This is a genomic window from Phytohabitans kaempferiae (genome assembly GCF_042433955.1).
In the GTDB taxonomy this organism is placed as follows: domain Bacteria; phylum Actinomycetota; class Actinomycetes; order Mycobacteriales; family Micromonosporaceae; genus Phytohabitans; species Phytohabitans kaempferiae.
In genome coordinates, this window is record NZ_JBHLUH010000012.1 from 65,292 (window position 1) to 89,418 (window position 24,127).

At 72.5% G+C, this 24,127-nt stretch carries 21 protein-coding genes and 1 pseudogene; 10 read left to right on the forward strand and 12 right to left on the reverse strand.

Features of this window, described 5'->3' with window-relative positions:
- Window positions 1-99 precede the first annotated feature (99 nt).
- Window positions 100-621, forward strand: coding sequence for a PadR family transcriptional regulator (locus ACFFIA_RS09930; protein WP_377248930.1), 522 nt, complete (start codon window positions 100-102; stop codon window positions 619-621).
- Here ACFFIA_RS09930 and ACFFIA_RS09935 read toward each other — a convergent pair.
- Together ACFFIA_RS09935 and ACFFIA_RS09940 are read right to left on the reverse strand one after the other, a co-directional pair.
- The gene (locus ACFFIA_RS09935; RefSeq protein ID WP_377248933.1) at window positions 545-2,578 is read right to left on the reverse strand and encodes a hypothetical protein; all 2,034 of its coding nucleotides are present in this window, start codon (window positions 2,576-2,578) and stop codon (window positions 545-547) included. The two genes, ACFFIA_RS09930 and ACFFIA_RS09935, sit on opposite strands and share 77 nt — an antisense overlap.
- 9 nt (window positions 2,579-2,587) lie before the next feature.
- Window positions 2,588-4,597: a thioredoxin domain-containing protein gene (locus tag ACFFIA_RS09940; protein ID WP_377248936.1), complete on the reverse strand. Its 2,010-nt coding sequence runs from the start codon at window positions 4,595-4,597 to the stop codon at window positions 2,588-2,590.
- 130 nt (window positions 4,598-4,727) lie between these two features.
- Here ACFFIA_RS09940 and ACFFIA_RS09945 point away from each other — a divergent pair, with 130 nt between their 5' ends.
- Window positions 4,728-5,693, forward strand: coding sequence for a hypothetical protein (locus tag ACFFIA_RS09945; RefSeq protein ID WP_377248939.1), 966 nt, complete (start codon window positions 4,728-4,730; stop codon window positions 5,691-5,693).
- A 239-nt stretch (window positions 5,694-5,932) separates the two neighbouring features.
- Here ACFFIA_RS09945 and ACFFIA_RS09950 read toward each other — a convergent pair whose 3' ends face one another.
- The 3 genes from ACFFIA_RS09950 to mca form a co-directional block, all read right to left on the reverse strand.
- A complete protein-coding gene (locus tag ACFFIA_RS09950) occupies window positions 5,933-8,443 on the reverse strand; it encodes a putative bifunctional diguanylate cyclase/phosphodiesterase (protein WP_377248942.1) in 2,511 nt (836 codons plus the stop codon).
- A gap of 246 nt (window positions 8,444-8,689) precedes the next feature.
- Complete coding sequence (locus ACFFIA_RS09955; protein WP_377248945.1) at window positions 8,690-8,935, reverse strand: hypothetical protein; 246 nt, start codon at window positions 8,933-8,935, stop codon at window positions 8,690-8,692.
- A gap of 23 nt (window positions 8,936-8,958) precedes the next feature.
- On the reverse strand, window positions 8,959-9,813 hold the full coding sequence (mca, locus tag ACFFIA_RS09960; protein WP_377249712.1) for a mycothiol conjugate amidase Mca: 855 nt from the start codon (window positions 9,811-9,813) through the stop codon (window positions 8,959-8,961).
- 140 nt (window positions 9,814-9,953) lie between these two features.
- Between mca and ACFFIA_RS09965 the strand changes: the two genes are divergently transcribed.
- Together ACFFIA_RS09965 and greA are read left to right on the forward strand one after the other, a co-directional pair.
- Window positions 9,954-10,385 carry a DUF4307 domain-containing protein gene (locus ACFFIA_RS09965; RefSeq protein WP_377248948.1) on the forward strand — a complete coding sequence of 144 codons (432 nt, stop codon included), beginning with the start codon at window positions 9,954-9,956 and terminating at the stop codon, window positions 10,383-10,385.
- A gap of 147 nt (window positions 10,386-10,532) precedes the next feature.
- Window positions 10,533-11,033 (forward strand): transcription elongation factor GreA, encoded by a 501-nt coding sequence (gene greA, locus ACFFIA_RS09970; RefSeq protein WP_377248951.1) that lies wholly within the window; start codon window positions 10,533-10,535, stop codon window positions 11,031-11,033.
- A gap of 63 nt (window positions 11,034-11,096) precedes the next feature.
- On the opposite strand, the gene ilvA is transcribed toward greA, so the two are convergent.
- The 4 genes from ilvA to ACFFIA_RS09990 form a co-directional block, all read right to left on the reverse strand.
- Entirely contained in the window at window positions 11,097-12,314 is a 1,218-nt protein-coding gene (gene ilvA, locus ACFFIA_RS09975) for a threonine ammonia-lyase (RefSeq protein ID WP_377248954.1), read from the reverse strand.
- A 79-nt stretch (window positions 12,315-12,393) separates the two neighbouring features.
- On the reverse strand, window positions 12,394-13,794 hold the full coding sequence (locus tag ACFFIA_RS09980) for an amidase (RefSeq protein ID WP_377248957.1): 1,401 nt from the start codon (window positions 13,792-13,794) through the stop codon (window positions 12,394-12,396).
- Window positions 13,795-13,828: 34 nt separating this feature from the next.
- Window positions 13,829-14,968: a cystathionine gamma-synthase gene (locus ACFFIA_RS09985; RefSeq protein ID WP_377248960.1), complete on the reverse strand. Its 1,140-nt coding sequence runs from the start codon at window positions 14,966-14,968 to the stop codon at window positions 13,829-13,831.
- A 57-nt stretch (window positions 14,969-15,025) separates the two neighbouring features.
- Window positions 15,026-15,556 (reverse strand): M48 metallopeptidase family protein, encoded by a 531-nt coding sequence (locus ACFFIA_RS09990; RefSeq protein ID WP_377248963.1) that lies wholly within the window; start codon window positions 15,554-15,556, stop codon window positions 15,026-15,028.
- 461 nt (window positions 15,557-16,017) lie between these two features.
- Here ACFFIA_RS09990 and ACFFIA_RS09995 point away from each other — a divergent pair, with 461 nt between their 5' ends.
- From ACFFIA_RS09995 to ACFFIA_RS10005, 3 genes and pseudogenes are all read left to right on the forward strand, one after another.
- On the forward strand, window positions 16,018-16,182 hold the full coding sequence (locus ACFFIA_RS09995; RefSeq protein WP_377248966.1) for a DUF5679 domain-containing protein: 165 nt from the start codon (window positions 16,018-16,020) through the stop codon (window positions 16,180-16,182).
- 245 nt (window positions 16,183-16,427) lie between these two features.
- On the forward strand, window positions 16,428-17,519 hold the full coding sequence (locus ACFFIA_RS10000; RefSeq protein ID WP_377248969.1) for a TOMM precursor leader peptide-binding protein: 1,092 nt from the start codon (window positions 16,428-16,430) through the stop codon (window positions 17,517-17,519).
- A gap of 4 nt (window positions 17,520-17,523) precedes the next feature.
- Window positions 17,524-18,834 (forward strand): annotated as a pseudogene (locus ACFFIA_RS10005) (ABC1 kinase family protein); the annotation flags it as partial.
- Window positions 18,835-19,180: 346 nt separating this feature from the next.
- Here the strand turns inward: ACFFIA_RS10005 and ACFFIA_RS10010 are convergent.
- The 3 genes from ACFFIA_RS10010 to ACFFIA_RS10020 all read right to left on the reverse strand — a co-directional run bounded on the left by ACFFIA_RS10010 (window position 19,181) and on the right by ACFFIA_RS10020 (window position 22,265).
- Window positions 19,181-19,546, reverse strand: coding sequence for a WhiB family transcriptional regulator (locus tag ACFFIA_RS10010; protein ID WP_377248972.1), 366 nt, complete (start codon window positions 19,544-19,546; stop codon window positions 19,181-19,183).
- Between the two features lie 136 nt (window positions 19,547-19,682).
- Entirely contained in the window at window positions 19,683-19,955 is a 273-nt protein-coding gene (locus ACFFIA_RS10015) for a hypothetical protein (RefSeq protein ID WP_377249715.1), read from the reverse strand.
- Between the two features lie 141 nt (window positions 19,956-20,096).
- Window positions 20,097-22,265, reverse strand: a complete 2,169-nt coding sequence (locus tag ACFFIA_RS10020) for an ATP-dependent DNA helicase UvrD2 (RefSeq protein ID WP_377248974.1) — start codon at window positions 22,263-22,265, stop codon at window positions 20,097-20,099.
- Between the two features lie 136 nt (window positions 22,266-22,401).
- Between ACFFIA_RS10020 and ACFFIA_RS10025 the strand changes: the two genes are divergently transcribed.
- From ACFFIA_RS10025 to ACFFIA_RS10035, 3 genes are all read left to right on the forward strand, one after another.
- Window positions 22,402-22,644 carry a mycoredoxin gene (locus ACFFIA_RS10025; protein WP_377248977.1) on the forward strand — a complete coding sequence of 81 codons (243 nt, stop codon included), beginning with the start codon at window positions 22,402-22,404 and terminating at the stop codon, window positions 22,642-22,644.
- Between the two features lie 95 nt (window positions 22,645-22,739).
- On the forward strand, window positions 22,740-23,732 hold the full coding sequence (locus tag ACFFIA_RS10030; RefSeq protein ID WP_377248979.1) for a helix-turn-helix domain-containing protein: 993 nt from the start codon (window positions 22,740-22,742) through the stop codon (window positions 23,730-23,732).
- A gap of 9 nt (window positions 23,733-23,741) precedes the next feature.
- On the forward strand, window positions 23,742-23,939 hold the full coding sequence (locus tag ACFFIA_RS10035) for a DUF397 domain-containing protein (protein ID WP_377248982.1): 198 nt from the start codon (window positions 23,742-23,744) through the stop codon (window positions 23,937-23,939).
- Window positions 23,940-24,127: the final 188 nt, after the last annotated feature.

Here is a 24,127-nt window from a genome sequence, read left to right on the forward strand (position 1 = left end):
TCGCGCGCAAGCCTAGCTGCACTTTCCGCCCCCACTCAGGTGAGGGGCGCGCGTGCCGGCCGAAGGGCCACACCGCCCGACCTGACACAATCGCGCGTCATGCGACCGCTGAACGCCACCGCCGCGTCCCTGCTGGGCTTCCTGCACGAAGGGCCGATGACCGGCTGGGACCTGGTCGCCGCCGCGCAGGAGCGGATCGGTGACTTCTGGTCCCTCACGCAGAGTCAGGTGTACCGGGAGCTGAGCACGATGGCCGAGGCGGGGCTGCTGCGCGCCGGTGCACGGGGGCGGCGTGACCGCAAGCCGTACGAGATCACCGACGCCGGGCGGGAGGCCTTCGCCAAGTGGGTCGACAAGGAGCCCGGCCCGGAGACCATCCGCTTCCCGCTGCTGCTCACCGTCATGTTCGGCCGCCACCTGCCGCCTGAGCGGCTCGCCGCCTACCTGGAGGCGCACCGGGCGGCGCACGCCGAGCGGCTGGCCGACTACGAGCGGGAGCGGGCCGAGCTGCCGCCCGACGCCGACCCGCACGCGGTGGCCACGCTCACCTTCGGCCTGGCGTACGAGAGGGCCGTGCTGGACTGGTTCGACGCTCTCCCCGCCGGGCTGGGGAGCCGCTGAGCACCACCACGATCGGGTCGGTGGCGAGCGGGTCGTCCGCGCACAGCTCGGCGGCGAGGGCGGCGTCCAGCTCCCCCGCCACGCCCACCACCCCGCCCGCGCCCACGATCGCGCAGCCGCCCAGCGTCGCGTACGCCTCCTCCGGCAGCGCCGTGCGCAGGGCGGCCAGCACCTCCGCGGCGACGCGCGCGGGCTCCTCCGGCGGGAGCACGACGCAGACCCCGCCCGGCCGCGGTCCCCGTACCCCGTGGATGGCGGCCGGACCGACCGCGGCCCGCAGCGTGCCGACCCGCTCGACCGCCACTTGGGCCGTCCACGGGTCGTGGAGGCCCGCGGTCGGGCGGGCCCACCGGTGCAGCGCCCGCGCGACGGCGCCGGGCTCGATCTCCCACACCGCCCGCGTGCGCCCCTGCACGACCGCGACCGGCAGCGCGGCGAGGAGCACGTGCCAGCGACCCCGCCGATACGCCTTGCGCCCCAGCCCGGCCAGGCACTCGCCGACATACCAGGCGACCTTCTCCGGCAGCTTGTCGCCGGCAGCGAAGACCTCTGTGGACACCGGCACGCGTGTCCACTGTGCACTCGCCGCCGTCGCCTCGGCCCTGAAGGTCCGATGCGGACGACGCGTGCGACTCGGCGGGGCAAGGGTTTGCAGCCAACGCTCCACAATGTACCGACGGAAGGTGGCCCCGGTGTCCACCTGCCCGCCGCCGAAGAGGGCGGTGAGCGCCTCCCACGACGGCCGCCGCGCGCCGGGCAGCCGCGGGTCGAGGAGCGCGGCGGCGAGGTCGGCCCGCATCCGCACCAGCACATCGCGCATCGGCGGGAGCAGGCTGTGCGCGGCGTGCGCGATGGCGAACTTGGCGGCCGGCGACGGCAGCGTGCCCTCCACGATCGCGGCCAGCTCGGCCCGCAACACCGGCCCGGTCGAGGGAAGCGCGCGGAGCGGGAAGCGGACGGTCACGCCGTACCGGCTCTCCAGCCGGTCCGCGACCCGGGCCAGGTGGGCGCCGCCGCCGGAGGTGTCGATCAGCGTGTCCACCTCGCCCGCCGTGGCCCGCGCGGTCGCCCAGGTCAGGTAGCTGTCCAGGTCGGGCACCGGCTCGCCGAGGTCGGCGAGGAGGCCGTCGATGTCGAACTCGTCGGCGAAGTGCGGCTGCGCGCGGTGCCGCGCTCCGGTCGAGGTGACCGACCCCAGCACCGCCGCCGCTAAGTCGGCCGCCAAGGTGCTCACTCCGGGGAAGGTGGCCGAGTAAACGGTCAGCGCGCGGCGCCCCTCCGCACCGGTCAGCGCGGCGCCCACGGTGGCCGCGCCGGCCAGCCCGTGCCCGAAGCGCACGCCGATCCGCCCGCGCCCGATCGCCGCGTCCAGCAGCGAGCGCGCGAAGCGTCCGGCACCGTCGCGCGCGGCCACGTTCTTGCGGGTACGGGCACCGCCGGCGACCTCCACGACCTCGCCAGGCAGGACGCGGCGGATGCCGGCGTAGAACGTGGCGGCCGTGTCGTCGCACGCGCCGGTGGCGATGAAGCGCCCCACCACGCCCTCGTCCGGCTCGGCGGGCACGCCGGCGGCGAGCAACGCGCCCGGCTCCGAGGCGGCGAGGATGCCGCCCGCCGTCTCGGCGTAGTAGAGCGGCGGGCCGTCGCCGTTGCGAGCGAGTACGAGTGCGCCGCGGGCCGGGTCGGCGAGGATCAGCGCGTACGGCTCGGGACCGGCCACCAGACCCGCCGCGCCGCGCGCCGCGTACCCCGCCGCGAGCGCGCTGGTCTCGGCGATCCCGTCGACGGCGAGGGCGACCCCGCCGTGCTCGTGTACGGCCGGCATGCTCGCCCGCACCAGCAGGCGGATCGCGCCGGCTCGCCAGGTGGCCGGTTCGGCGCCGCGGCGGGCGAGCGCGGTCGAGAGGGCGGTCAGGACGTTTTCGGGCGCGCCGAAGGAGGCAGCGATTCCGGCCATTAGCCGATTTTAGGACGATTTACCCCGTATGCCGCGGAGCTGGGCCACGAGTTCACCGGCGTCGGTGACCGGACGGTCGCAGACGAAGCCGCGGCAGACGTACGCCGTGGGCTGGCCACCGAGCATCGGCCGGCCGGCCAGCAGCGGTACGCCCGGCTGGTCCGGCGTGCCGGCGACGATCACCGCACCGGGCGGGGCGTGCGTACGCGCGGCCTGCGACAGCTCGTCGGCGGCACCTTCCTCGGCGACGATCGCGATCTCGTACGGCCCGGAGAGCAGCGCCTCGCCGGTCGCCGCCGCGTATCCGGTGAAGCGCGGATGCTTGTCGACGATCGGCGCGACGGTCGCCAGGGCGGCCTCGGCAGCCTCGCGGTAGCGCGTCTCCCCGCTCAGCGCCGTGTACGCCGTCAGCGCCGCCACCACCGCCGACAGGCCCGAGGGCGTGGCGTTGTCGGTGGGGTCGGCCGGGCGCGTGACCAGGCGCTCGGCGTCGTCGGCGGTGTCGTAGAAGCCGCCGTTGGGCGCGGCGAAGTGGGCCAGGGCGGCGTCGAGCAGCTCGCCGGCCAGCGCCAGCCATCGCCCCTCGCCGGTCAGCTGGTGCAGCGCACAGAAGCCCTCGGCCACCGCGCCGTAGTCTTCGAGCACGCCCGCCGGCTCGCCCACCACGCCGGCGCGGGAGACCCGCCGCAGCCGCCCGTCGACGATGTGCCGCTCGGCCAGCACCTCGCCGATCCGCCGGGCGGCCTGTGCCGTCACCCCGTCGTCGCCGATCATGGCGTGCTCGGCGAGGGCGGTGAGCGCCAGCCCGTTCCACGCGGCGACCACCTTGTCGTCGCGGGCCGGCTGCGGCCGCTGGTCGCGCACCTCCCGGAGCCGGGCGCGGCTCCGGGTCCAGCGCTCGGCCACCTCCGGGGCGGCGCCGTCGATGTCGCGGGCCAGCCGCAGCACGCTCGTGCCGTGCTCGAACGTGCCTTCCGCGGTCACCGCGAAGAGGTCTGCCGCCCAGGCGCCGTCGTCGTCGCCCAGCGCCTCGCGCAACTGGGCCGGCGTCCACGCGTACGTGGCGCCCTCCACGCCCTCGGTGTCGGCGTCGAGCGCCGAGGCCAGCCCGCCCTCCGGCGTGCCCAGCCCGTCGAGCAGGAACGCCGCCGTCTCGGCCGCGACCCGACCGGCCAGCGCGTCGCCGGTCAGCCGCCACAGGTGGGCGTAGACCCGCAGCAGCAGCGCGTTGTCGTAGAGCATCTTCTCGAAGTGCGGCACGGTCCAGGTGGCGTCGACCGAGTAGCGCGCGAAGCCGCCCGCCAACTGGTCGTAGATGCCGCCCCGGGCCATCGCCTCCACCGTGTGCTGGACGATCTCCAGGCTCGCCGCCGAGCCGGTGCGCTGGTGGTGGCGGAGCAGGAAGAGCAGGTTCATGTGCGGCGGAAACTTGGGCGCGCCGCCGAATCCCCCGTGCACCGTGTCCTGCTCCCGGACGAGCTGGAGCGCGGCGGTGTCGAGGACTCCGGCGGTGAGGGGCGTGGTGGGACCGCCCACGACCTGTGCCCCACCGATCGCCTCGACCACCGCGGCGCCCTGGCGGAGCACCGCCTCGCGCTGCTCGCGCCACGCGGTGGTGACGCTCTCCAGCAGGCGGACGAAGTTGGGGCGCGGGAAGTACGTGCCGCAGAAGAACGGCTGCCCGTCGGGCGTGGCGAACACCGTCATCGGCCAGCCGCCCTGCCCGGTCATCGCCTGCGTGGCGGTCATGTAGACGGCGTCGACGTCGGGCCGCTCCTCGCGGTCGACCTTGACGCAGACGAAGCTGTCGTTCATGAGACGGCCGACGCCCTCGTCTTCGAACGACTCGTGCGCCATCACGTGGCACCAATGGCACGCCGCGTAGCCCACCGAGATCAGCACCGGCACATCCCGGCGCCGCGCCTCCGCGAACGCCTCCTCGCTCCACGGCCACCAGTCGACCGGGTTGTCGGCGTGCTGGAGCAGGTACGGCGAGGTGGCGCTACCGAGCCGATTCACCCCTCCACCCTCTCACGCGTCGCGGTGTCCTCGCCGGACCGGCGAGGCTGGTCGGTTGTGCCGTGTTCGAGTCGTTGATTGGTTGATTAGCCGACAACTGGGCATAACCGTCTGCTGTCAGCCTGTGGCCATGCGTACGCTCTGGACGCGGGTCCGCCCCGTCGTCACCAATGCCTGGCTCGGCTTCGCCGTCCTGGCCGCGAGCGCTGTGGTGTCGGTGTGGAGCCTCGCGAGCGTGCCGCGGGCCTCGCCGCTGCCGGTGCTGCTCGGCCTGCTGCCGTGGACGATCGGCAAGTACCTGCTCTGCCCGCTGCGGTGGCACGCGCTGTCGATGAGCGGGCGCAGCCGCTGGTGGCACATCCGCGCGTACGCCGAGAGCGAGCTGATCGGCCTCGTCTCGCCCGTGCACGCCGGCGCCGACCTGTGGCGCGTACACCGCCTCCACCAGGTCGGCCTGGGGCGCACGGTGGCGGTCGCCGAGGTCGCGATGGACCGCGTGATCGGCGTGGCGGGCATCGCCCTGACCGTGGTACTCGCCGGCGTCACCCTCCCCTGGCAGATGCTCGCCGCCTTCGCGGCCGTGGCGACCGTGGCGGTGGTCGCCGCCCTGGTCGCACACCGCCGCCGCCCCGACCTGCTCGCCCGCCGCCCGCTGCCCGGACCAGGTGTGCTGGGCATGGGGCTGGCCATCTCGGTCGCGTACCAGGTGGGCGTGGCCGGCCTGATCCTCGGCGCGGTCGTCGGTGTGGGCAGCGGCGTGGGTCTGGTCGGCCTCATCACGATCTTCGCCGCCAGCCAGCTCGCCAGCATCGTCCCCCGCATCGGCGGCGCCGACCCGCACAACGCCGCGCTCGCCGTGGGCCTGGCCTCGCTGGGCGTCCCCTGGACGGCAGCGCTGGGCGCGATCTCGCTGGTGGCGGTGGTCCCCTGGATCCCCGCCCTGCTCCTGGGCGGTGGCAGCTTCGCCGCCCGCCGGGTCGCCGCCCTGCTGGCGACCGGCGCACGCCCCCGGCTCGCCGCGCTCCTCCCGAGGCACTCACCACGCCGCCGGCTCGCTCCCGACCTGGAGCCGGAGCCCACGCCGCTCCAGCCGTAGCGGACCTGTTTCAGAAGACAGATCCGGGCTACCGCGATCTGCGTCGCGGTCCCGGCCCGCTGCTCCCGCAGCCTCGCCCTCCGCGTCCACACGACCCCGCTCGGCCGGCGACACGTCATGTCCAGGCCGTCGTGGTCGCGGTCCCTTCCCGTCCGCGACGCGGTGAGCACAAAGTGGACACCGGCGCGCGGTGTGGTCCGTGACGACTGATCGCAGCGGCGAGCGCGGGCCGCCGCGGGTCAGGATGCGCCGTCGGCGCGGAGGGGGAAGACCTGCGCCTGCGCGGAGTCGAGCAGTGAACGCAGCACCGCCACGATCTTGTCGGCCGGCATGGGCTTGAAGAAGTGGTAGCCCTGCGCGGCGCTGCACCCCAGAGCGGCCAGTGCGGCGCGCTGGTCGGCGGTCTCGACGCCCTCGGCCACCACGCGCAGGCCCAGGCGGTGGCCCAGGTCGACGGTGGCGTTGACGATCGCGGCGGAGATCGGGGCGTCGGCCATCGTACGGACGAAGGAACGGTCGATCTTGACTTCGTGGACCGGGATGCGGGTCAGGAACGTGAACGACGAGTAGCCCGTGCCGAAGTCGTCGACCGACAGCTGGACGCCCAGGTCGCGGAGGGCGCTGAGCACCTCGTCGATGACCTCCAGCTCGCTGAGCACGACCGTCTCGGTGATCTCGAGGACCAGCCGGCGAGGCGGGACGCGGTGGCGGCGGAGCAGCTCGGCGATGTCGGCCGGCAGGTGGGGATCAAGCAAACTACGGGGCGAAAGATTGACCGAGATCGGCACGTCGAGGCCCTCGCGGGACCACTCGGCGGCGACGGTGAGCGCCTTGTCTACGACGTACCTGGTGAAGGGGGCGAGCAGGTCGCTGCCCTCGACCGAGCGCACGAAGTCGACCGGGCTGAGCGAACCGCGCCGGGGGTGGCGCCAGCGGATCAGCGCCTCGACGCCGGTCGGCGCGCCGGTGTCGAGGTCGACCGCGGGCTGGAGGGCGAGCACGAGCTGGTCGTCGACGGCCAGCGCCTCGCGCAGCTCCGCGAGCAGGGCCAGCCGGTCGGTGCTCGCCTCGTCCTTGGCGCTGTCGTACCAGGCGACGCTGCCGCCGCCCTCCTTTGCCTGGTACATCGCGTTTTCCGCACGCCGGACCAGCTCGGCCACGTCAGCGGAGCCGGCCGGCGCCACGACCACGCCCACCGATGCCTCGACCGACATCACCACGCCGGCCACCTCGGTCGGCGTGGCCAGGTGCTCGACCAGCGCGCGGGCCCGGCGCAGTGCCTGCGGCATCGGCGACGAGCGGTCGCCGTCGGGCGTCTCGAGGTCGGTCACCAGCAGCGCGAACTCGTCGCCGTCGAAGCGGGCCAGCAGCTCACCGGGCTCGGTCAGCGCGGTAAGCCGGGCCGCGATCGCCTGGAGCAGCTCGTCGCCGGCGGCGTGGCCGAGCGTGTCGTTGACCTCCTTGAACCGGTCGACGTCGAGCAGCAGCAGCGCCACCGGCACCTCGCGCACGACACGCCGCAGCGCCGCGTCCCCCTTGAGCAGGAACGCGGCGCGATTGGGAAGCTGGGTCAGCGGATCGTGCACCGCCTCGTACGCGGAGCGGTCGGTCAGCGCCTTGAGCGCCTGGTGCGTGGTGGCGTCGTGCAGCGCGGTGGCGAGCGCGTCGGCATAGGCGGAGAGCGCCATCCGCTCCCGCTCGCCCGGCTCCAGCGCGCGAGGGAACCGCACCCGCAGGAGGCCCACCGGGCTGCCGGCGACCCGCAGGGGCACCAGGCCCGGATCGTCGCCGAGCGTCTCCGGCAGCGGCTCGGACACGTCGGCCTCGCTGACCGTCCCCGAGGCGTCGCCGGTGTAGCGGCGGCGCTTGCCGTCGGGGCGCACGACATCGATTTCGACCGCCTCGGCACCGAAGATCGACAGCGCGCCGCTGACGCCCGCGGTGGCGACGATGCGCTCGTCGAGCTGGCTCAGCTCGCGAGTGGCGTGGGCGAACGCCGACCACAGCCGGCGCTCCTCGTCGGCCCGGAGGCGGTGACCGTAGGTCTGCTGGAGCAACCACAGCGCCGGCGGCAGCAGCAGGAGCCAGCGCAGGTCACGCTCGATCATGCTGACCACCAGGAGGCCGACAAGTATGTTGCCGACGAACATCAACAGCTTCGCGCGCAGCGCGCGCAGGAACAGCCCACCTGCCGGCCGGGCGTGCCGCACCGACAGCGTCAGCGCCGCGAGCCATCCGGTGACCAGGAGGTAGGCCAACGAGCCGAGCGCCAGTGCCCCCGCGAGGGCCGGCGTGAGCCGCGCGTCGAACGGGTCGGCGACCGCCCGCGTGGCGACCGCGCCGACCGCCACGGCGACGGTGAGCGAGCCGGCCACATGGAGGATCTCCAGCGGCGAGCGCCGGTCGGTGAAGAACGTGAGCAGGATCCACGCGACGAGTGCGCCGGCGAACGTGGCGGCGGGCAGCCACTCGGCGGGCGCCAGGTAGAGCCCGACGATGAAGGCGGCTTCGCCCCATGTGACGCTCACCGCACCGGCCCCGACCCGGAAGCGAAGCCGGGCGAGCTGGCAGAGCGCCATGACCCCCGCGGCGATGCCGGCGCGGGCGAGTGGCGACAGGTCGCCGGCGCTCGGCACATCGACCGGGATCAGCAGGCCGGCGATGGCCGCCGGCAGCGCGATGGCGAGGACGACGATGTGGAGCGCCCGGATCCGGCGCGGCGCGGCAGCGGTCGCACGCTGGGCTGTCACGGGTAACCCCTGCCCGACGGCGACAAATCTGCCCGATTGCACCCCAAAGGGGGGAAACCGTGGCGAATGTGCATCGGCGCCCCCTTCAGCCCGCAGCCCGGGGACAATGGCCCCCCGGCGAGGCTAAGCCAAACCGGTTTGCGGCAACAGGGGGCGCCGGGTCGGTTTCGCCATCAACTGCCAACGCACGCCGATGACGACGGCCGATCCGGCTCGAGGGAGCGCTCTACGCCCCCTATAACACGATCAGGCGCGGTCCGCGCGATCTGTCGGATCTTGGACAGTCTCGGCTGGCTCGGCCGATGGACCCTCCGGCGCCTGACCCGGAAACCGCCCGGGGAGGCGGCGCAGCCGCCGGTTCATGTTGCGAATCAGGAGCACCGTCGCGATCGCCAGGAGCACGATGATAAACAGCCCCATCGGCCCGGCCAGGCCGCCGGAGCGGGTGTCGCCGAAGTTGTTCTGCGCGAGCACCTGAGCAGCCGTCAGCATCACTCCACCGTACGCCCGCCTGATCAGGCCGCCACGCGGACCCCGGCGAAGAGATCCGTCTCCGGCTTCGGGGTCTCCACGTGCGACTTGACCAGCTCGTAGTCTTCGGTCGGCCAGATCCGCTGCTGGACCTCGATCGGCGCGCGAAACCACGACCCGTCGGGGTCGACCTGCGTGGCGTGCGCCCGCAGCGCGTCGTCGCGGACCGGGAAGAACTCGGCGCACTCGACCCGCGTGGTGACCCGGTGTCCCTTGTCGGTGCCGTCGTCGATCCAGTGGTCGAGCATCTCCTTGTACGGCGAGTCGAGGCCGGCGGCCACCATGCCCTCGTGCAGCGCCTGGAACTTCGCCCGGGTGAACGAGTGGTGGTAGTAGAGCTTCTGCGGCTGCCACGGCTCGCCCAGCTCCGGAAACTGCTCCGGGTCGCCGGCCGCCTCGAACGCCACCACGCTGATCCGGTGGCACATGATGTGGTCGGGGTGCGGGTAGCCGCCCTCCTCGTCGTACGTCAGCACGACGTGCGGGCGGAACTCGCGCATGAGCTGCACCAGCGGCCCGGCCGCGGCCTGCGGGTCCTGGAGGGCGAAGCATCCGTCGGGCAGCGGCGGCAGCGGGTCGCCCTCGGGCAGGCCGGAGTCGACGAAGCCGAGCCACGCCTGGTCGACGCCGAGGATCGCGCGGGCCGCCGCCATCTCGGCGCGGCGGATCTCCGCGATGTTTTCCCACACGTCGGGACGGTCCATCTTCGGGTTGAGCACACTGCCGCGCTCGCCACCGGTGCACGTCGCGACCAGCACCTGCACGCCCTCGGACGCGTACTTCGCCATCGTGGCGGCGCCCTTGCTGGACTCGTCGTCAGGATGGGCGTGCACCGCCATCAGGCGAAGCTGCTCTGCCACTGGAACTCCCCCGGGACCTGCCGGAACCCTGTGGAGTGCCGGCTGCGAAGATGGTCATTGACACGGACTCAGCCATTCTGGCCGATACCTCCGACAACAACCGCAGGAGACCGCACACGGTGACCGAGACGCACGCCACAACAGACGCGGGCAGGCCCGTGTTCCCGCCCGGGCGGTACGGCCGCCGGCGGGAGCAGCGACGCCGCCGCCCGTGGCTGGTCGCGCTGCTGCTCGCGGTGGTCGTGGCCGCCGGCGCCGCGCTCTCCGTGCGTCTCTACCGGCAGTACGGCGACCCGGCATACGACGGGCAGGTCCTGAGTTATACCGACATCACCGACACGCAGGTGGTGGTCGAGTTCCGGGTGACCGTGCCGGAGGGCGGCGAGGCGATCTGCGTGATCAGGGCCCGCTCGCGTGACGGAGCGGAGGTGGGCAAGGCGGAGGTACACGTCGATGCCCCGCCCGGCGAATCGCATCCGGTGATGACATATCGGCTGGTGACCACCGCTCGCCCGATAAATGGGGAACTGGTCCGCTGCCGAGCCGCGTAACGATATAACGGGGCGCGACAACAGAACGCGGCAACAGGGCGCGGTTCGAAGCCGACAAAAAAACTTGGCTAATTCTCAAGGTGTCGCGCGCTGGTAAGTTAGTAGTTCTACCTTGTTCGCCCATTAGCCCTACGGAGGAGATCGTCTGTGTCCAGCACCGACCGCGAGGCGCCTGCCACCTGGCTGTCTCAGGACGCGTACGACCGCCTGCAGGCCGAGCTCAACGAGCTGATCGCGGCCCGTCCGGCGATGGCTGCCGAGATCAATGCTCGGCGAGAAGAGGGCGACCTGCGAGAAAACGGGGGCTATCACGCCGCCCGTGAGGAGCAGGGTAAAGCCGAGATGCGCATCCGCCAGCTCCAGGAGCTGCTGCGCACCGCACAGGTGGGCGAGGCGCCAAAGGCCGACAAGGTGGCCCCCGGCACCGTTGTCACGATCCACTTTGACGACGACACCGACGACACCGAGACGTTCCTGCTCGGTTCGCGTGAGATCTCCGCGACCACCGACCTGACCGTCTACAGTCCCGAGTCCGCGCTCGGCCAGGCGATCCTGGGCGCCGGCGCCGGGCAGACGGTCACCTACACCGCGCCCAGCGGCGCGGACATCAAGGTCACCGTGGTCAGGTTCGAGCCCTACGGCGCTTAGGGCCGCTCCATAAGGGCCTGGGCCGGCCTGCGGCGGGCCCAGGCTGGCCCTTGTGAACAGGCGCTAGGCGACCGGAAAGCGCACCGTGTAGCCCCTGGCCCGCAGCGCGCCGATCAGCTTGTCGGAGTGCTCCGGGCCGCGGGTCTCCACGGACAGCGCGATCTCCACTTCACCGAGCCGCAGCCGCGGGTTGTGGCGCGTGTGCAGCACATCCACGACGTTGGCCCGCTGCTCGGCGATCTGCGCCAGCAGCGCGGCCAGCTCGCCGGGCTGGTCGCCGCAGCGCACGGTGAAGCGAAGGTAGCGACCCGCCGCCGCGAGCCCGTGCTCGATCAGCCGCAGGAGCAGCAGCGGGTCGATGTTGCCGCCGGAGAGCACCGCCACGGCCGGCGGCTCCGCCTTGATCGCGCCCGACATCAGCGCCGCCACGCCCACCGCGCCGGCCGGCTCGACCACCTGCTTGCCGCGCTCCAGCAGCATCAGCAGCGCCCGCGAGATGTCTTCCTCGGTCACCGTCACCACGTCGTCGACAAGCTTGCTGACGTGCTCGAACGTGATGTCGCCCGGGCAGCCCACCGCGATGCCGTCGGCGATCGTGGAGAGCTGCGGCAGCCGCACCGGGGCGCCCGCCTCCAGCGAGGGCGGGTACGCGGCGGCGCCCGCCGCCTGCACGCCCACGATCCGGATGTCGGGCTTGAGCGCCTTGGCGGCCACCGCGATGCCGGAGAGCAGCCCGCCGCCGCCCAGCCCGGTCACGATGGTGGCCACGTCGGGGCACTGTTCCAGGATCTCCAGCGCCACCGTGCCCTGCCCCGCGATCACGTCCGCGTGGTCGAAGGGGTGGATCAGCACCGCCCCGGTCCGCTCGGCGAACTCGCGCGCCGCGTCCAGCGCTTCGTCCACTGTGCCGCCGGCGAACTCGATGCGCGCCCCGTACCCCTTGGTGGCCGAGACCTTCGGGATGGGCGCGTTCATCGGCATGAAGACGGTCGACGTGGCGCCGAGCAGCCCGGCGGCGAGCGCCACTCCCTGGGCGTGGTTGCCGGCGCTGGCCGCGACCACGCCACGCGCCCGCTCCTCGGGCGAGAGGCGGGCGATCCGCACGTACGCGCCGCGGACCTTGTACGAGCCCGCCCGCTGGAGGTTTTCGCACTTGAGCCACACCGGACCGTCAAGCGCCGCGCTGAGCGGGCGGGACGGCTCCAGCGGCGTGACCCGCACGACGCCACCGAGCAGTTCACGCGCCGCCCGGACGTCCTCGAGCGTCAGGAGCTCACTCATGACCCGTCCTCGCTTCGCTGCGGGCGGCCATGAGGCTTCAAACACGCCGTGCCTGATGATTCCTCGCTGCGCTCGGTCATTACTCGATCGTCGCACCACCGGTCGGCTGCCCCACGCGGGGCCAGGTGGGGGCGTGCCGCTGCCACGGCGCCCCGATCTCGAACTGCCCCGCCACGGCCAGCAGCAACAGCTCCGAACCGGGCGGCCCGACCAGTTGCACCGTCAGCGGCAGCCCGTCGGGACGCAGCCCCACCGGCACGACCAGGGCGGGGAGCCCGGCGACGTTCCACGGCGCGGCGTACGGCGCGTACCGGATGCTGGTCGTGATGTTGGCCCGCCACGAGCGGCGCGACCAGCCCTCGGCGCGCGGCGGCGGGCCCGCCAGCGCGGGCGTGAGCATCAGGTCGACGCCGTGGTCGGTGAAGAAGTCGATCGACCGCTCGCGCCAGGTCTCGCGGTCGGCCTCCCGGACGTACCCCCGACGCAGTGCCCAGGCGCCGAGCGTGATGTGCCGGCGGGAGCGGGGCTGGAGCGAGGCGCGTTCGAGGCCGGCGACCTCGGCGTCCCGGCACGCGGCGGCGAACCAGGTGGCGAGGCCGCGCATCCCGAGCGCGGGCGGGTAGACCGGCTCGGCGGCCACCGCGTTGTGCCCCGCCGCGACCAGCAGCCGCGAGGCGACCGCCACCGCCTCCCGGTTGGGCTTGTCGAGGCGTACCCCGAGCACCGGCGACCGCAGCGAGACGGCGACCTTGAGGCGCCGCGGCTCGACAAGCTTCTCCGGCCGGCGGCCGGCGAGCACCGCCAGCCCCACCGCCGCGTCGGCGACGGTGGTGGCGAGGATGCCGTGCTCGGCCATGCCGTACCAGTCGTCGGCACCGATGCCGGAGGGCACCACGCCGCGCCCCGGCTTGATCCCGACCAGGCCGCAGCAGGCCGCCGGGATGCGTATCGAGCCGAGGCCGTCGTTGGCGTGCGCGAAAGGCACGAGGCCCGCGGCGACCGCGGCCGCCGCGCCACCTGAGGAGCCACCGGGGGTACGGTCGGTGCGCCACGGGTTGCGCGTGGTGCCCGACTCGTCGTCGGTCATCGCCCACAGCCCCAGTTCGGGCATGCGGGTCACGCCGATCACGACCGCGCCGGCACCGCGCAGCCGCCGCACCACCTCGTGGTCATCCTCGGCGACCGGCCCGCGGGCGGCGGCCGAGCCGTTCCAGGTGGGCAGGCCGGCGACCGCGGTGTTCTCCTTGACCGCCACCGGCACGCCAGCCAGCGGCAGGCCGGCCAGGTCGTCAAGCTCGTCGACCTTCTCCGCCTCGACGATCGCCTCGCCGCCGCGGACCACGCGGAACGCGGTCAGCGCCGAGTCGGCGGCCGAGAGGTGATCGAGGTGGTCGGCCACGACCTGCGTCGCCGAGGTGTCTCCGCGGCGTACGGCACGCGCGATCTGCTTCGCCGTCGCACCGACCCACGTCTGTTGCACAGCCCCTCCCCTGGGTGCGCAGAAAAGCGGAACCCTAGCCGAGTGCCCGTTCCAGATCCGCGAGCAGATCGTCGGCCGTCTCGATGCCGACAGACAGTCGCACGAGATCCGCGGGTACTTCAAGCGGCGAGCCGGCAGCGCTCGCGTGTGTCATCCGGCCGGGGTGCTCGATCAGCGACTCGACTCCGCCGAGTGACTCCGCGAGCACGAAGAGGCGTGCCCGGTTGCAGATCTCGACCGCGTGCTCCTCGCCGCCGGCCGCGGTGAACGACACCATCCCGCCGAACCGCCGCATCTGCTTCGCCGCCGTCTCGTGGCCGGGGTGCTCGGGCAGGCCCGGGTAGTAGACCCGGCCGACCTTGGGGTGACTGCTCAGGTACGCGGCGATCCGCTCGGCGTTGTCGCAGTGCCGGTCCATGCGTACGCCCAGCGTGCGGACCCCGCGCAGGGTCAGCCAGGCGTCGAAGGGGCCGTTGATCGCGCCCATCGCGTTCTGGTGGTACGCCAGCTCGTCGCCGAGCCCCGGGTCGACCACGACCAGCGCGCCCCCGACCACGTCGGAGTGCCCGCCGACGTACTTGGTGGTCGAGTGCACCACCACGTCGGCACCGAGCCCGATCGGCTGCTGGAGGTACGGCGAGGCGAACGTGTTGTCGACCACCAGCCGGGCGCCGTGCTCGCGGGCCAGCCCGGCGAGGGCGGCGATGTCGGCGATGTTGAGCAGCGGGTTCGTGGGCGTCTCGACCCAGATGACCTTGGTGTGGTCGGTGATCGCGGCCCGTACGGCGTCGACGTCGGAGATCCGGGCCGCCGTCCAACTCAGCCCCCAGCGCTCGGCCACCTTGGCGACCAGCCGGTACGTGCCGCCGTACGCGTCGTCGGGGATGACCACGTGGTCGCCGGGGCGGCACACCGTGCGCAGCAGTGTGTCCTCCGCCGCCAGCCCCGAGGCGAACGCCAGGCCCCGCCGCCCGCCCTCAAGCGCCGCCAGGCACTCCTGGAGCGCGTCGCGGGTCGGGTTGCCCGAGCGGGCGTACTCGTACCCCTGGCGGGGTGACCCGACCGCGTCCTGCGCGTAGGTGCTGGTCTGGAAGATGGGCGGTATCACCGCGCCCGTCCGCCCCTCCGGCTCTTGACCGGCGTGGATGGCGAGCGTCTCGAACCCGTACGTCATTGTGCCGAGGCTAGTCGCTGGGCCGCCCACCTCGTGTGGGACGCGCTAGCACGAAGCTCACTCGGCCAGGACGACCCCGGTGGCGGCCGCGATGCCCTCCAGGTAGCCCCGGGCCCGCTCGGCCTTCGGATAGCGCCCCACAAGCTCCCAGAACCGGGCGTTGTGGCTGGGTACGACCAGGTGGGCCAGCTCGTGCAGCAGCACGTAGTCGATCACCCACTCGGGCATCTCCTGGATGCGGTGCGAGATGCGGATCGTGCGGTCGGCCGGAGTGCAGGAGCCCCACCGGCCGTTTTGGTTGGTCACCCAGCGCACGCTCGCCGGCACGGCGATCCGCGTGTGCTCGCTCAGGTAGCGACCGATCAGCCGCTGTGCCCTGGTCAGCAGCTCCTCGTCGGAGCGGCTGACCCGCTCCTCGCGGGCGGCCAGGCGGGCGAGCATCTTGTCGACCCACTCGGTCTCCTCGGCGCGAGAGAACTGGTCGGGGATGAGCACGACCACGCGCTCACCGTCTCGGTACGCGGACACCGTGCGACGCCGGCGCTGGCTGCGCCGTACTTCGACGACCGGCTTGCGCGCCCCAGCCATTAGCCGACCGCGCAGCCCCGCGGAACGTTCACGATGGCACGCTAATCCGTACCAGCCAGGTTGCCGCAAGGGCCAACCATGAGGTAGGCGCCGGAAAGATTCCCTGTACGACTCATTTGTCCGGAAAATTTCTTTGCCAGGGGTCGCCTGACACACAAGCTCACTACCGTAGGTGATCTTCGGGCGGGTGAAGAGCAGGTCACTCTGCACCGGTTCCTCCGGCGTGTCCCGGCGAAACTGACTTATCCGGTAGATTCCGGCATGCACACTCACGTCGTCGGCTTCCTCACAATGTCGACGCGTCGTTGACATGGAAACGCCCAGAGATGGGTAGGGTCCGGCGGGACCAGCGGCTACGAAGGTGGCCGTGGAGTCGGGTCCAGGGCCGACGTCTTCGAGCGCCGGCTTGGGGGGACGTGCCGGAAGCTCAAAACCGGCAGATGAGTACGAGGAGGGGCACTGTGGCCACTACGACACAGACGTACAACGGCTACTGCGTCAAGTGCAAGGAGAAGCGGGACTTCGAGGGCACCGTCGAGGTGTCCAAGACCGGCATGAACATGGCGAAGGGCAAATGCCCCGTCTGTGGCACGACGGTCAACCGGATCCTGGGCAAGGCCAAGTAACCACCAGAAAACACAACACTGCGGAGAGGGGCGGCCAGGTGGCCGCCCCTCTCCGCATACAGCGACCCGCGGCGATGTCACCGTGTCGTGGGACCAACACGAAAAGTCAGATCGGCGGGCTGACGGTAGCCGGCCAGAAACTGTGGATAACTCGCTCGCGCCTGTGGATAACCCAGGGCATGGCGATTTGAGCCTGTGGACAACGAGCGACGGGCCGCGAGGATACGGTGACACGCTGTCATGCCATGACGCCCCTCCCGCGCCCCACGCTTCTGCCCGGACTGCCCCGCCTCTGGCGTGGTCGCCACACGCTCCAGCTCGGCCTCGACCCCGCCCGCGCGGTGCTGCTGGAGGTCACCAACCCCAGTGCCGCCCGCCTCCTCGACCTCCTCGACGGCACGCGCTCGGAGCGGGCCGTCCTCGAGCAGGCTGCCCGGATCGGGGTCAGCCGGGAGGATGCCCGGCTGCTGATCGACACGCTGCGTACCGCCGGGCTGGTGGTCGGCGGGCACAGCCTGCTGCCGGCTGGCCTGCCCGAGCCGGTACGCCGCCGGCTGACCGCCGAGGCGGCCGCGCTCGCGCTCCGCGGCGCCGACCGCCCGGGTACCCCCGCCCAGATCCTGCGCCGCCGGGCCGCCGCCCGCGTCGTGGTGACCGGGCGCAGCCGCCTGGCTGCCCCGTTGGCGGTCGCACTGGCCCAGTCCGGGGTCGGACACGTACAGCCCGAGCTAACGGGCCTGGTCGAGCCGCTGGACGCCGTAGGAGGCCCCCTGGTGCCGGCCGACGTACGCCGCGAGCGCACCGCCGCCGTCGCCGACGCGATCAGCCGCGCCGCCCCGGGCACCGAGACCCGCCCGATCCAGCGTGGCCGGGCGTCGCTGGTGGTCCAGGCCGGCACCGACCGCCCAGCGGCCCTCCTGGCGGCCAGCTACGCCCAGCGGCGCCTGGCGCACCTCGCGGTGGGGGTACGCGACGGTGTGGCCGTCGTCGGGCCGCTCGTCCGCCCTGGCGGTGCCCCCTGCCTCAACTGCCTGGAGCTGCACCGCAGGGATCGCGACCCGGCCTGGCCCGCCCTCGCCGCCCAGCTCGCCGGGGAGGCGCGGCCGGAGCCGTGCAGCACGCCCACACTGCTCGCCGCGACGGCGTACGCGGCCAGCGAGGCCCTGCTGTACCTCGATGGCGAGACCCCCGACACGCTCGGCGCCGCGATCGAGATCACCGCGCCCGGCCGGTTGCGTCGCCGTACGTGGCCGCCGCATCCCTCGTGCGGCTGCGCTCGCCGCGCCCGCCAGCGAGCATTCACATCCGTCACTTCGTCTTTGCGTCGGTCACAATGATCCGGTGACCGATATCCCGCGCCGGACCGTCACCCGCACCGCCAGGCTCGCCGCACTGCCGCTCGGCTTCGCCGGCCGCACCGTCCTCGGGCTTGGCAAGCGGGTCACCGGGCTGGCCACCGAGGTGATCTCGCCGGAGATCCAGCAGCGCACCGCAGAGCAGCTCTTCAGCGTGTTAGGGCAGCTCAAGGGCGGCGCGATGAAGCTCGGGCAGGCGCTGTCGGTCTTCGAGGCCGCCCTGCCCGCCGACCTCGCCGGCCCGTACCGTCAGGCGCTCACCAAGCTCCAGGAGGCCGCTCCCCCGCTGCCCGCGGCGAGCGTGCACAAGGTGCTGGCCGACCAGCTCGGCGCGGGCTGGCGAGACCTGTTCACGGAGTTCGAGGACACGCCGGCCGCGGCGGCGAGCATCGGCCAGGTGCACCGCGCGGTGTGGAAGGACGGCGAGGTGCCGGTCGCCGTCAAGGTGCAGTACCCCGGCGCCGGCGAGGCCCTGATCTCCGACCTCAAGCAGCTCTCCCGGCTGGCCGGCATGTTCCGGATCATCCAGCCGGGCATCGACGTCAAGCCGCTCCTCGCCGAGCTGCGCGCCCGGGTCACCGAAGAGCTCGACTACGAGCTGGAGGCGGAGGCACAGCGGGCGTTCGCCGCGGCGTACGCCGGCGACGAGCAGATCCTCGTGCCCCAGGTCGTGGCCGCCGCGCCCCGCGTGCTGGTCACCGAGTGGATCGAGGGCACTCCGCTGTCGAAGATCATCAGCGACGGCACGCAGGAGGAACGCGACGCGGCCGGCCTGCTCATGGCCACGCTCCACTTCTCCGCGCCCGAGCGGGCCGGGCTCCTCCACGCCGACCCGCACCCGGGCAACTTCCGGATCCTCCCCGACGGCCGCCTCGGCGTGATCGACTTCGGCGCGGTCGCCCGCCTGCCCGAGGGTCACCCCGAGCCGATCGGCCGCCTGGTCCGGCTCGCGCTGGCCGACGACGCCGACGCGGTGCTGGCCGGCCTCCGCGACGAGGGCTTCGTCAAGCCCGACGACGAGATCGACGCCCGCGCGGTGCTCGACTTCCTGCTGCCGATGCTCGCGCCGCTGGCCGCGGACGAGTTCAAGTTCACGCGGGCCTGGCTGCGCGCCGAGGCCACGCGGCTGGGCAGCCCGAAGAGCCCGGCCTACCAGCTCAGCCGGCACCTCAACCTGCCGCCCGCGTACCTGCTGATCCACCGGGTGACGCTCGGCTCGATCGGCGTGCTGTGCCAGCTCGAGGCCCGTGCGCCGTACCGGTCCATCGTGGAGCGCTGGCTCCCCGGCTTCGCGCCGCCGGAGCCGCCCAAAGCCTTGCCCCGCAAGGGAAGCCGCCGCGCCGCCACCAAGCCGGCGAAGAGGCGGCAGCCGCCGTCCAGTGGGGACGGAAACGCCGCATAGGGACCCGGCTGAGCCGGGCCCCTATGCGGCCTTGGTAGCGGTCTAGAGGACGCCCATCTCACGGGCCGCCTGACGGCGGGCCTGCATCGCGATGGACCGGGCGGAACGGGTTGCCTCAGAGCTCGTGGTGGTGCCGGCCTGAGGCCGGCGCATTCGGGCTCTCGACAACGCTTCGTGAAGTAGCTGATGCATGACGGTTGCTCCATCTCGGGAAGGTACGTGTGCGCTGATCGGGTTCATGTCAGGCCGCCAACCGGACCGCGTTGCGCGACTCGGCGAGCCCGTTGGCCGCCATCCGCGCCTCCACCTCGACCCGCAGTGCGGCGTCGCGGGCGACATCCTCCTTGCGCGGACGACCACGCGGCCGCTTACGCGGGACCACCGCGCCACGCTCGAAGATCTCGCCGCCCCACACACCCCAGGGCTCGGCCCGCTCGACCGCGCCGGCCAGGCACTCGACGCGGAGCGGGCAGTCCCCGCACAGCGACTTGGCCAGTTCCAGCTCGGCCGGCGAGTCCGCGAACCACAGGTCGGGGTCGAACTTCCGGCAAGGCAGGTTTGCCTCGATGTCGACTCGCTCGTCGACCGGGGCCAACGCCAGACTCATCACCCGGTCACCTCTCTCTCGCTCGTTGCTTTCTCTGCTTGTGGCGAACAGCGCCTGTGCTTGTGGCGAAAATGACTGAGGCCGCGGATCCCGGTTACGGGTTCCGCGGCCTCGAGGTGAGCCGGAGGTCTGTTTGTCAGACCGGCCTTCCTCGAGGTGGAACTCCGCGGACGTCCTGCCGCTTCATGGCCGAAACGCCCTTAACCGTGAGCCCACTGATCCCGTAGCCGCCGTCGATCCACGCTTCGGTCCGGACCAGATCGGCCTGGACCAGATCGGCCTGGACCTGGTGCACCTGCGTCAACTGCGGGAAGTCGGCGGCGCCGAGCCCAAAGGCCCGGGCGGCGGCCGACACCGGAGCGCAGACAGCCGGCAGCGCCGACGGTCGCTCGATCGTGTAAACCTCCACCGGGGCCACCTCCTGTCTCTCTCGTCGTCAGATCTGGTCTCGGTGCTCTTCACCGCCCTCAGCGAGCAGCACGGATGCCACGCGCGTGAGGTGTGCCATGAGGCTATGCCTGCCCCGGGGCGACCGCAAACGGTTTTACGGCTACTTCGCGGAACTTTTTTCCGGAGGCTCCTCCGGAACAAGATCATCGACGCTCGCGCCCCCTACCAGGGCGAGCACGGCGTCCCCATAGAGGCTGAGCTTTCGCGGCCCGATGCCGGCGATGGCAACGAGATCCTCGGGCCCGGTCGGCTGCCGCTCGGCGAGCGCGACGAGCGTGGCGTCGGTGAAGACCACGTACGCCGGTACGTGCTGCGCGCCGGCGACCCTGACCCGCCACGCGCACAGCCGGGCGTAGAGATCCTCATCCAGAGTGGACGGACAGGTCGGGCAGCGGCCCAGCTTGCGGTCGGCGCCCGCGAGCAGCGTCGCGCCGCACACACGACACGAGACGACCTGCGCGCGGCGGCGCTCGGGACGCCGGCTGAGTGCCGAGGCGCCGGCCCGCTCACCGCCCCCGCCCCGCTCGAACTGAGGCAGGAACCGGCATGGCCGCCGCGGCCTACCGCCGGGCGAACGGGACTGGGCGTACGAGAGCCAGAGCCACTGCCGCGCCCGGGTCACCCCGACGTAGAGCAGCCGCCGCTCCTCCTCCAGCGCCTCGGGCGTCTTCGCGTACGTGGTCGGGAGCGTGCCGTCGGAGAGCCCCACCACGAAGACCGCGTCCCACTCCAGCCCTTTGGCGGAGTGGAGTGAGGCGAGCGTCACACCGTCGACGGTCGGCGCGTGCTGCTGGGCCGCCCGCCGCTGCAACTCCTCCACGAAGTCGGCGAGCGAGGGCGGCCGCTCCACGGTGGCCGCGTCGCCCAGCGGCAGGACGGCCGGCGTGCCCGCGTACTCCTCGGCGACCGTGACCAGCGCGGCGAGCGCCTCCCACCGCTCGCGCGTGGCGCCGCCGGGCGGAGGTTGGTCGGGCTGCCAGCCGGTCGCCGCGAGCGCCTCGACCACCGCTGGTACGAGCGGCGCGCCCGCCGGCGTCGAACGGGTCGCGGCCCGCAGCGCGAGCACCGCCTGCCGCACCTCGGCCCGCTCGAAGAACCGCTCGGCGCCCTGCACCACGTACGGCACCTCGGCCACGGCCAACGCCTCCTCGTACGCCTCGGACTGGGCGTTGGTGCGGAAGAGCACCGCGATCTCCCGGGCCGGCGTGCCAGAGGCGATCAGCTGGCGGCAGCGGGCGGCGACTCCGGCGGCCTCGGCCGGCTCGTCCGAGAAGATCCGCAGGTCGGGCTCGGGCCCGGGCGGCCGCTGGCCCACGAGCTCCAGCCGCAGCCGCGCCTCGGCACCGCGCGCCTGGCGGATCACCGCGTTGGCGAGGCCGACCACCTGCGGGGTCGAGCGGTAGTCGCGGACCAGCCGCACCACGACCGCGTCGCGCCGCAGGCGGGGAAAGTCGATCAGATAGCCGGAGGTGGCGCCGGTGAACGAGTAGATGGTCTGGCTGGCGTCGCCGACCACGGTCAGGTCGTCGCGCCCGCCCAGCCAGGCGTCGAGCAGCCGCTGCTGGAGCGGGTTGACGTCCTGGTACTCGTCGACGACGAAGTGCCGGTACTGCGCCCGCACCTGCTCGGCGACGTCGGGATGCTCCTCGATCCCCCACACCGCCGCGCGCAGCAGGTCTTCGAAGTCGATCACGCCGTTGGCGCGCTTGACCTGCTCGTACGCGGCGAAGACCTCGGCCACCTTGCTCGGCTCGTGCGGCGGCTCGCGGGTCGCCTTGGCCGCGGCCACGGGGTACTCGGACGGCTCCACCAGCGACGACTTGGCCCACTCGATCTCGCTGGCGAGGTCGCGGGCACCGGTGCGGTCGACCCGCACGCCCACCCGCGAGGCCGCGAGCGTGACCAGCCGCGCCTTGCTCTCCAGCAGCTCCGGCATCGCCCGCCCGTCGAGCAGGCGGGGAGCGAAGTAGCGGACCAGGCGCAGCGCCGCCGAGTGGAACGTGCGCGCCTGCACCCCGGCCGCGCCGAGCACCGCGAGCCGGGCGCGCATCTCCGCCGCCGCCCGCGCGGTGAACGTCACCGCCAGCACGTGCCGGCCGGTGATCTCGCCGGTGATCGTGCGGTAGGCGATCCGATGGGTGATCGCCCGCGTCTTGCCCGTGCCCGCGCCGGCGAGGATGCAGACGGGACCGGCCGGGGCGGTCACGGCGGCGCACTGCTCCGGGTCGAGCCCGGACAGCACCCGCTCCGCTGTCGTGTTTCCCCCCACGGCTAGGAATCATGGCACCCACCACCGACGTTGGGCGGTGTGGAGCGCCACACGGCGTGCCCCCGGTGCGCCCCCACCGCGCCGACGCCCCCTCCACGCCGCCGCGCGTGAAGCCCCCGTACGGAAGGACCGACAAATGCTCACGATGTACTCGACGAGCTGGTGCGGCTACTGCCACCGGCTCAAGTCCCAGCTCGATCGGGAAAGCATCGGTTATGAGATCGTCGATATCGAGCGGGATCCGGACGCCGCGGAGTACGTGATGAGCGTAAACGGCGGCAACCAGACGGTTCCGACCGTACGCTTTCCGGATGGATCGGCGCTCACGAATCCTTCGATCATCGAAGTGAAAGCCCGCCTCGCCGCAATCTCCGGCTAACCAAACCTTTTGCGGAACACGCCCACGGTCGAGAACATGATCGGGTCACAATCAGTTCATACTGTGTCGTCCCGAATGACCGAGGGAGGGTTGGGGTGCCTCCTGCGCCGAGTCCGATGGTGCGACGTCGGCGGCTGGGGACCGAGCTACGCCGTCTACGCGAGTCCGCCGGGCTTACCGGGGATCAGGTCATCGCGCGGGTCGGCTGGGCCTCGGCCTCCAAGCTCTCCCGGCTGGAAAACGGCCGCAGCCGCCCGGACCTCAGCGACGTGCTCGACCTCCTCGACCTGTACGAGGTCACCGGTGCCACGCGCGAGGAACTGATCGGCATCACCCGCGACGCGGGCAACACCAGAGGTTGGCTGCGCTCGTACCCGGTGATGACTCAGCGGCAGCGCAGCTACGCCGAGCTGGAGGCGGGCTGCGCGGAGATCTTCGAGTACGGGCCGGTGATCGTGCCCGGCCTGCTCCAGACGCCCGAGTACACGCGCGTGCGCCTGCTCTCCTCGCGGCAGGTGATCGCGGCGGAAGACGCGGAAGACCCGGAGACCGAGATCGCCGCACGGGTCGCCCGCCAGTCGACACTCACTCGGGAGATCGAGCCTCCTCGGTACGAGGCGGTGCTCGAAGAGGCCGCGCTCGGCCCCCGGGGCGGACCCGCTCCGGTGCTGGCGGGCCAGCTACGGCACCTGGCCCGCCTGGCCGAGCGGCCCAACGTGACGCTCTGGTTGCTGCCGCCAGCGGCCAAGGTCGCCGACTGGTACGTGCCGGAGACCGCCTTCTCCATCTACCGGTTCGCCGATCCCAACGACCCGGACGCCGTCGCGGTCGAGGCCCTCGCGGCCGATCTCATGCTGACCGGAGACGACATGCTCGCCCGGTACGGGCGGGTCTTCGAATGGCTCCGGCAGGCCGCGCGCCCGCCGGACGAGACCCTCATGTGGATCGCCGAGGCCGCCGCGGCTCTCGGCCCGCCCTCTGGCGACGACGTGGATCCGCCGCCCGCACCTCTCACGCCCCCGGCGCAACGCCGGCGCCGCACACCACAGCGCCCCCCGCAGCGGACGAACCCGCCGCCCGACCGATAGGAGTGCGTCATGAGTGAAGGCCCGCGTATCACCTGGCGGACAAGCTCGCGCAGCCAGAACACGAACTGCGTGGAGATCGGTGAGATGGGAACGGCGATCGTCATGCGAGATAGCAAAGATCGCGAAGGACCCATGCTGATCTTCGCGCGCGATCAGTGGATCGAATTCGTCGCCAGTGCCAAGGCTGGCGAGTTCGATTTGAACTAAGAGTCTCTTGCCGGATCGCGGGAATTCCGCGAACATGGTGTGGAACTTCCACGCATGGATATTTATGTGGCACCAAGCCAGGACGACCGTCGTGACCGGCCCGGCTCCCCCGCCGCTAGCCTTGCCTCTGCCGGCCCCGACGGCCTCGGTCTCGGTCCGTGATCGTCGCGGCAACGGTGGTCGCGGAC

What these genes read in the sequence shown, in the direction of transcription:
- ACFFIA_RS09930 (WP_377248930.1), top strand. Translation starts at nt 100, where the DNA reads ATGCGACCGCTGAACGCCACCGCCGCGTCCCTGCTGGGCTTCCTGCAC.
- ACFFIA_RS09935 (WP_377248933.1), bottom strand. Translation starts at nt 2,578, where the DNA reads ATGGCCGGAATCGCTGCCTCCTTCGGCGCGCCCGAAAACGTCCTGACC.
- ACFFIA_RS09945 (WP_377248939.1), top strand. Translation starts at nt 4,728, where the DNA reads ATGCGTACGCTCTGGACGCGGGTCCGCCCCGTCGTCACCAATGCCTGG.
- ACFFIA_RS09955 (WP_377248945.1), bottom strand. Translation starts at nt 8,935, where the DNA reads ATGCTGACGGCTGCTCAGGTGCTCGCGCAGAACAACTTCGGCGACACC.
- mca (WP_377249712.1), bottom strand. Translation starts at nt 9,813, where the DNA reads ATGGCGGTGCACGCCCATCCTGACGACGAGTCCAGCAAGGGCGCCGCC.
- ilvA (WP_377248954.1), bottom strand. Translation starts at nt 12,314, where the DNA reads ATGAGTGAGCTCCTGACGCTCGAGGACGTCCGGGCGGCGCGTGAACTG.
- ACFFIA_RS09985 (WP_377248960.1), bottom strand. Translation starts at nt 14,968, where the DNA reads ATGACGTACGGGTTCGAGACGCTCGCCATCCACGCCGGTCAAGAGCCG.
- ACFFIA_RS09990 (WP_377248963.1), bottom strand. Translation starts at nt 15,556, where the DNA reads ATGGCTGGGGCGCGCAAGCCGGTCGTCGAAGTACGGCGCAGCCAGCGC.
- ACFFIA_RS10000 (WP_377248969.1), top strand. Translation starts at nt 16,428, where the DNA reads ATGACGCCCCTCCCGCGCCCCACGCTTCTGCCCGGACTGCCCCGCCTC.
- ACFFIA_RS10010 (WP_377248972.1), bottom strand. Translation starts at nt 19,546, where the DNA reads ATGAGTCTGGCGTTGGCCCCGGTCGACGAGCGAGTCGACATCGAGGCA.
- ACFFIA_RS10025 (WP_377248977.1), top strand. Translation starts at nt 22,402, where the DNA reads ATGCTCACGATGTACTCGACGAGCTGGTGCGGCTACTGCCACCGGCTC.
- ACFFIA_RS10035 (WP_377248982.1), top strand. Translation starts at nt 23,742, where the DNA reads ATGAGTGAAGGCCCGCGTATCACCTGGCGGACAAGCTCGCGCAGCCAG.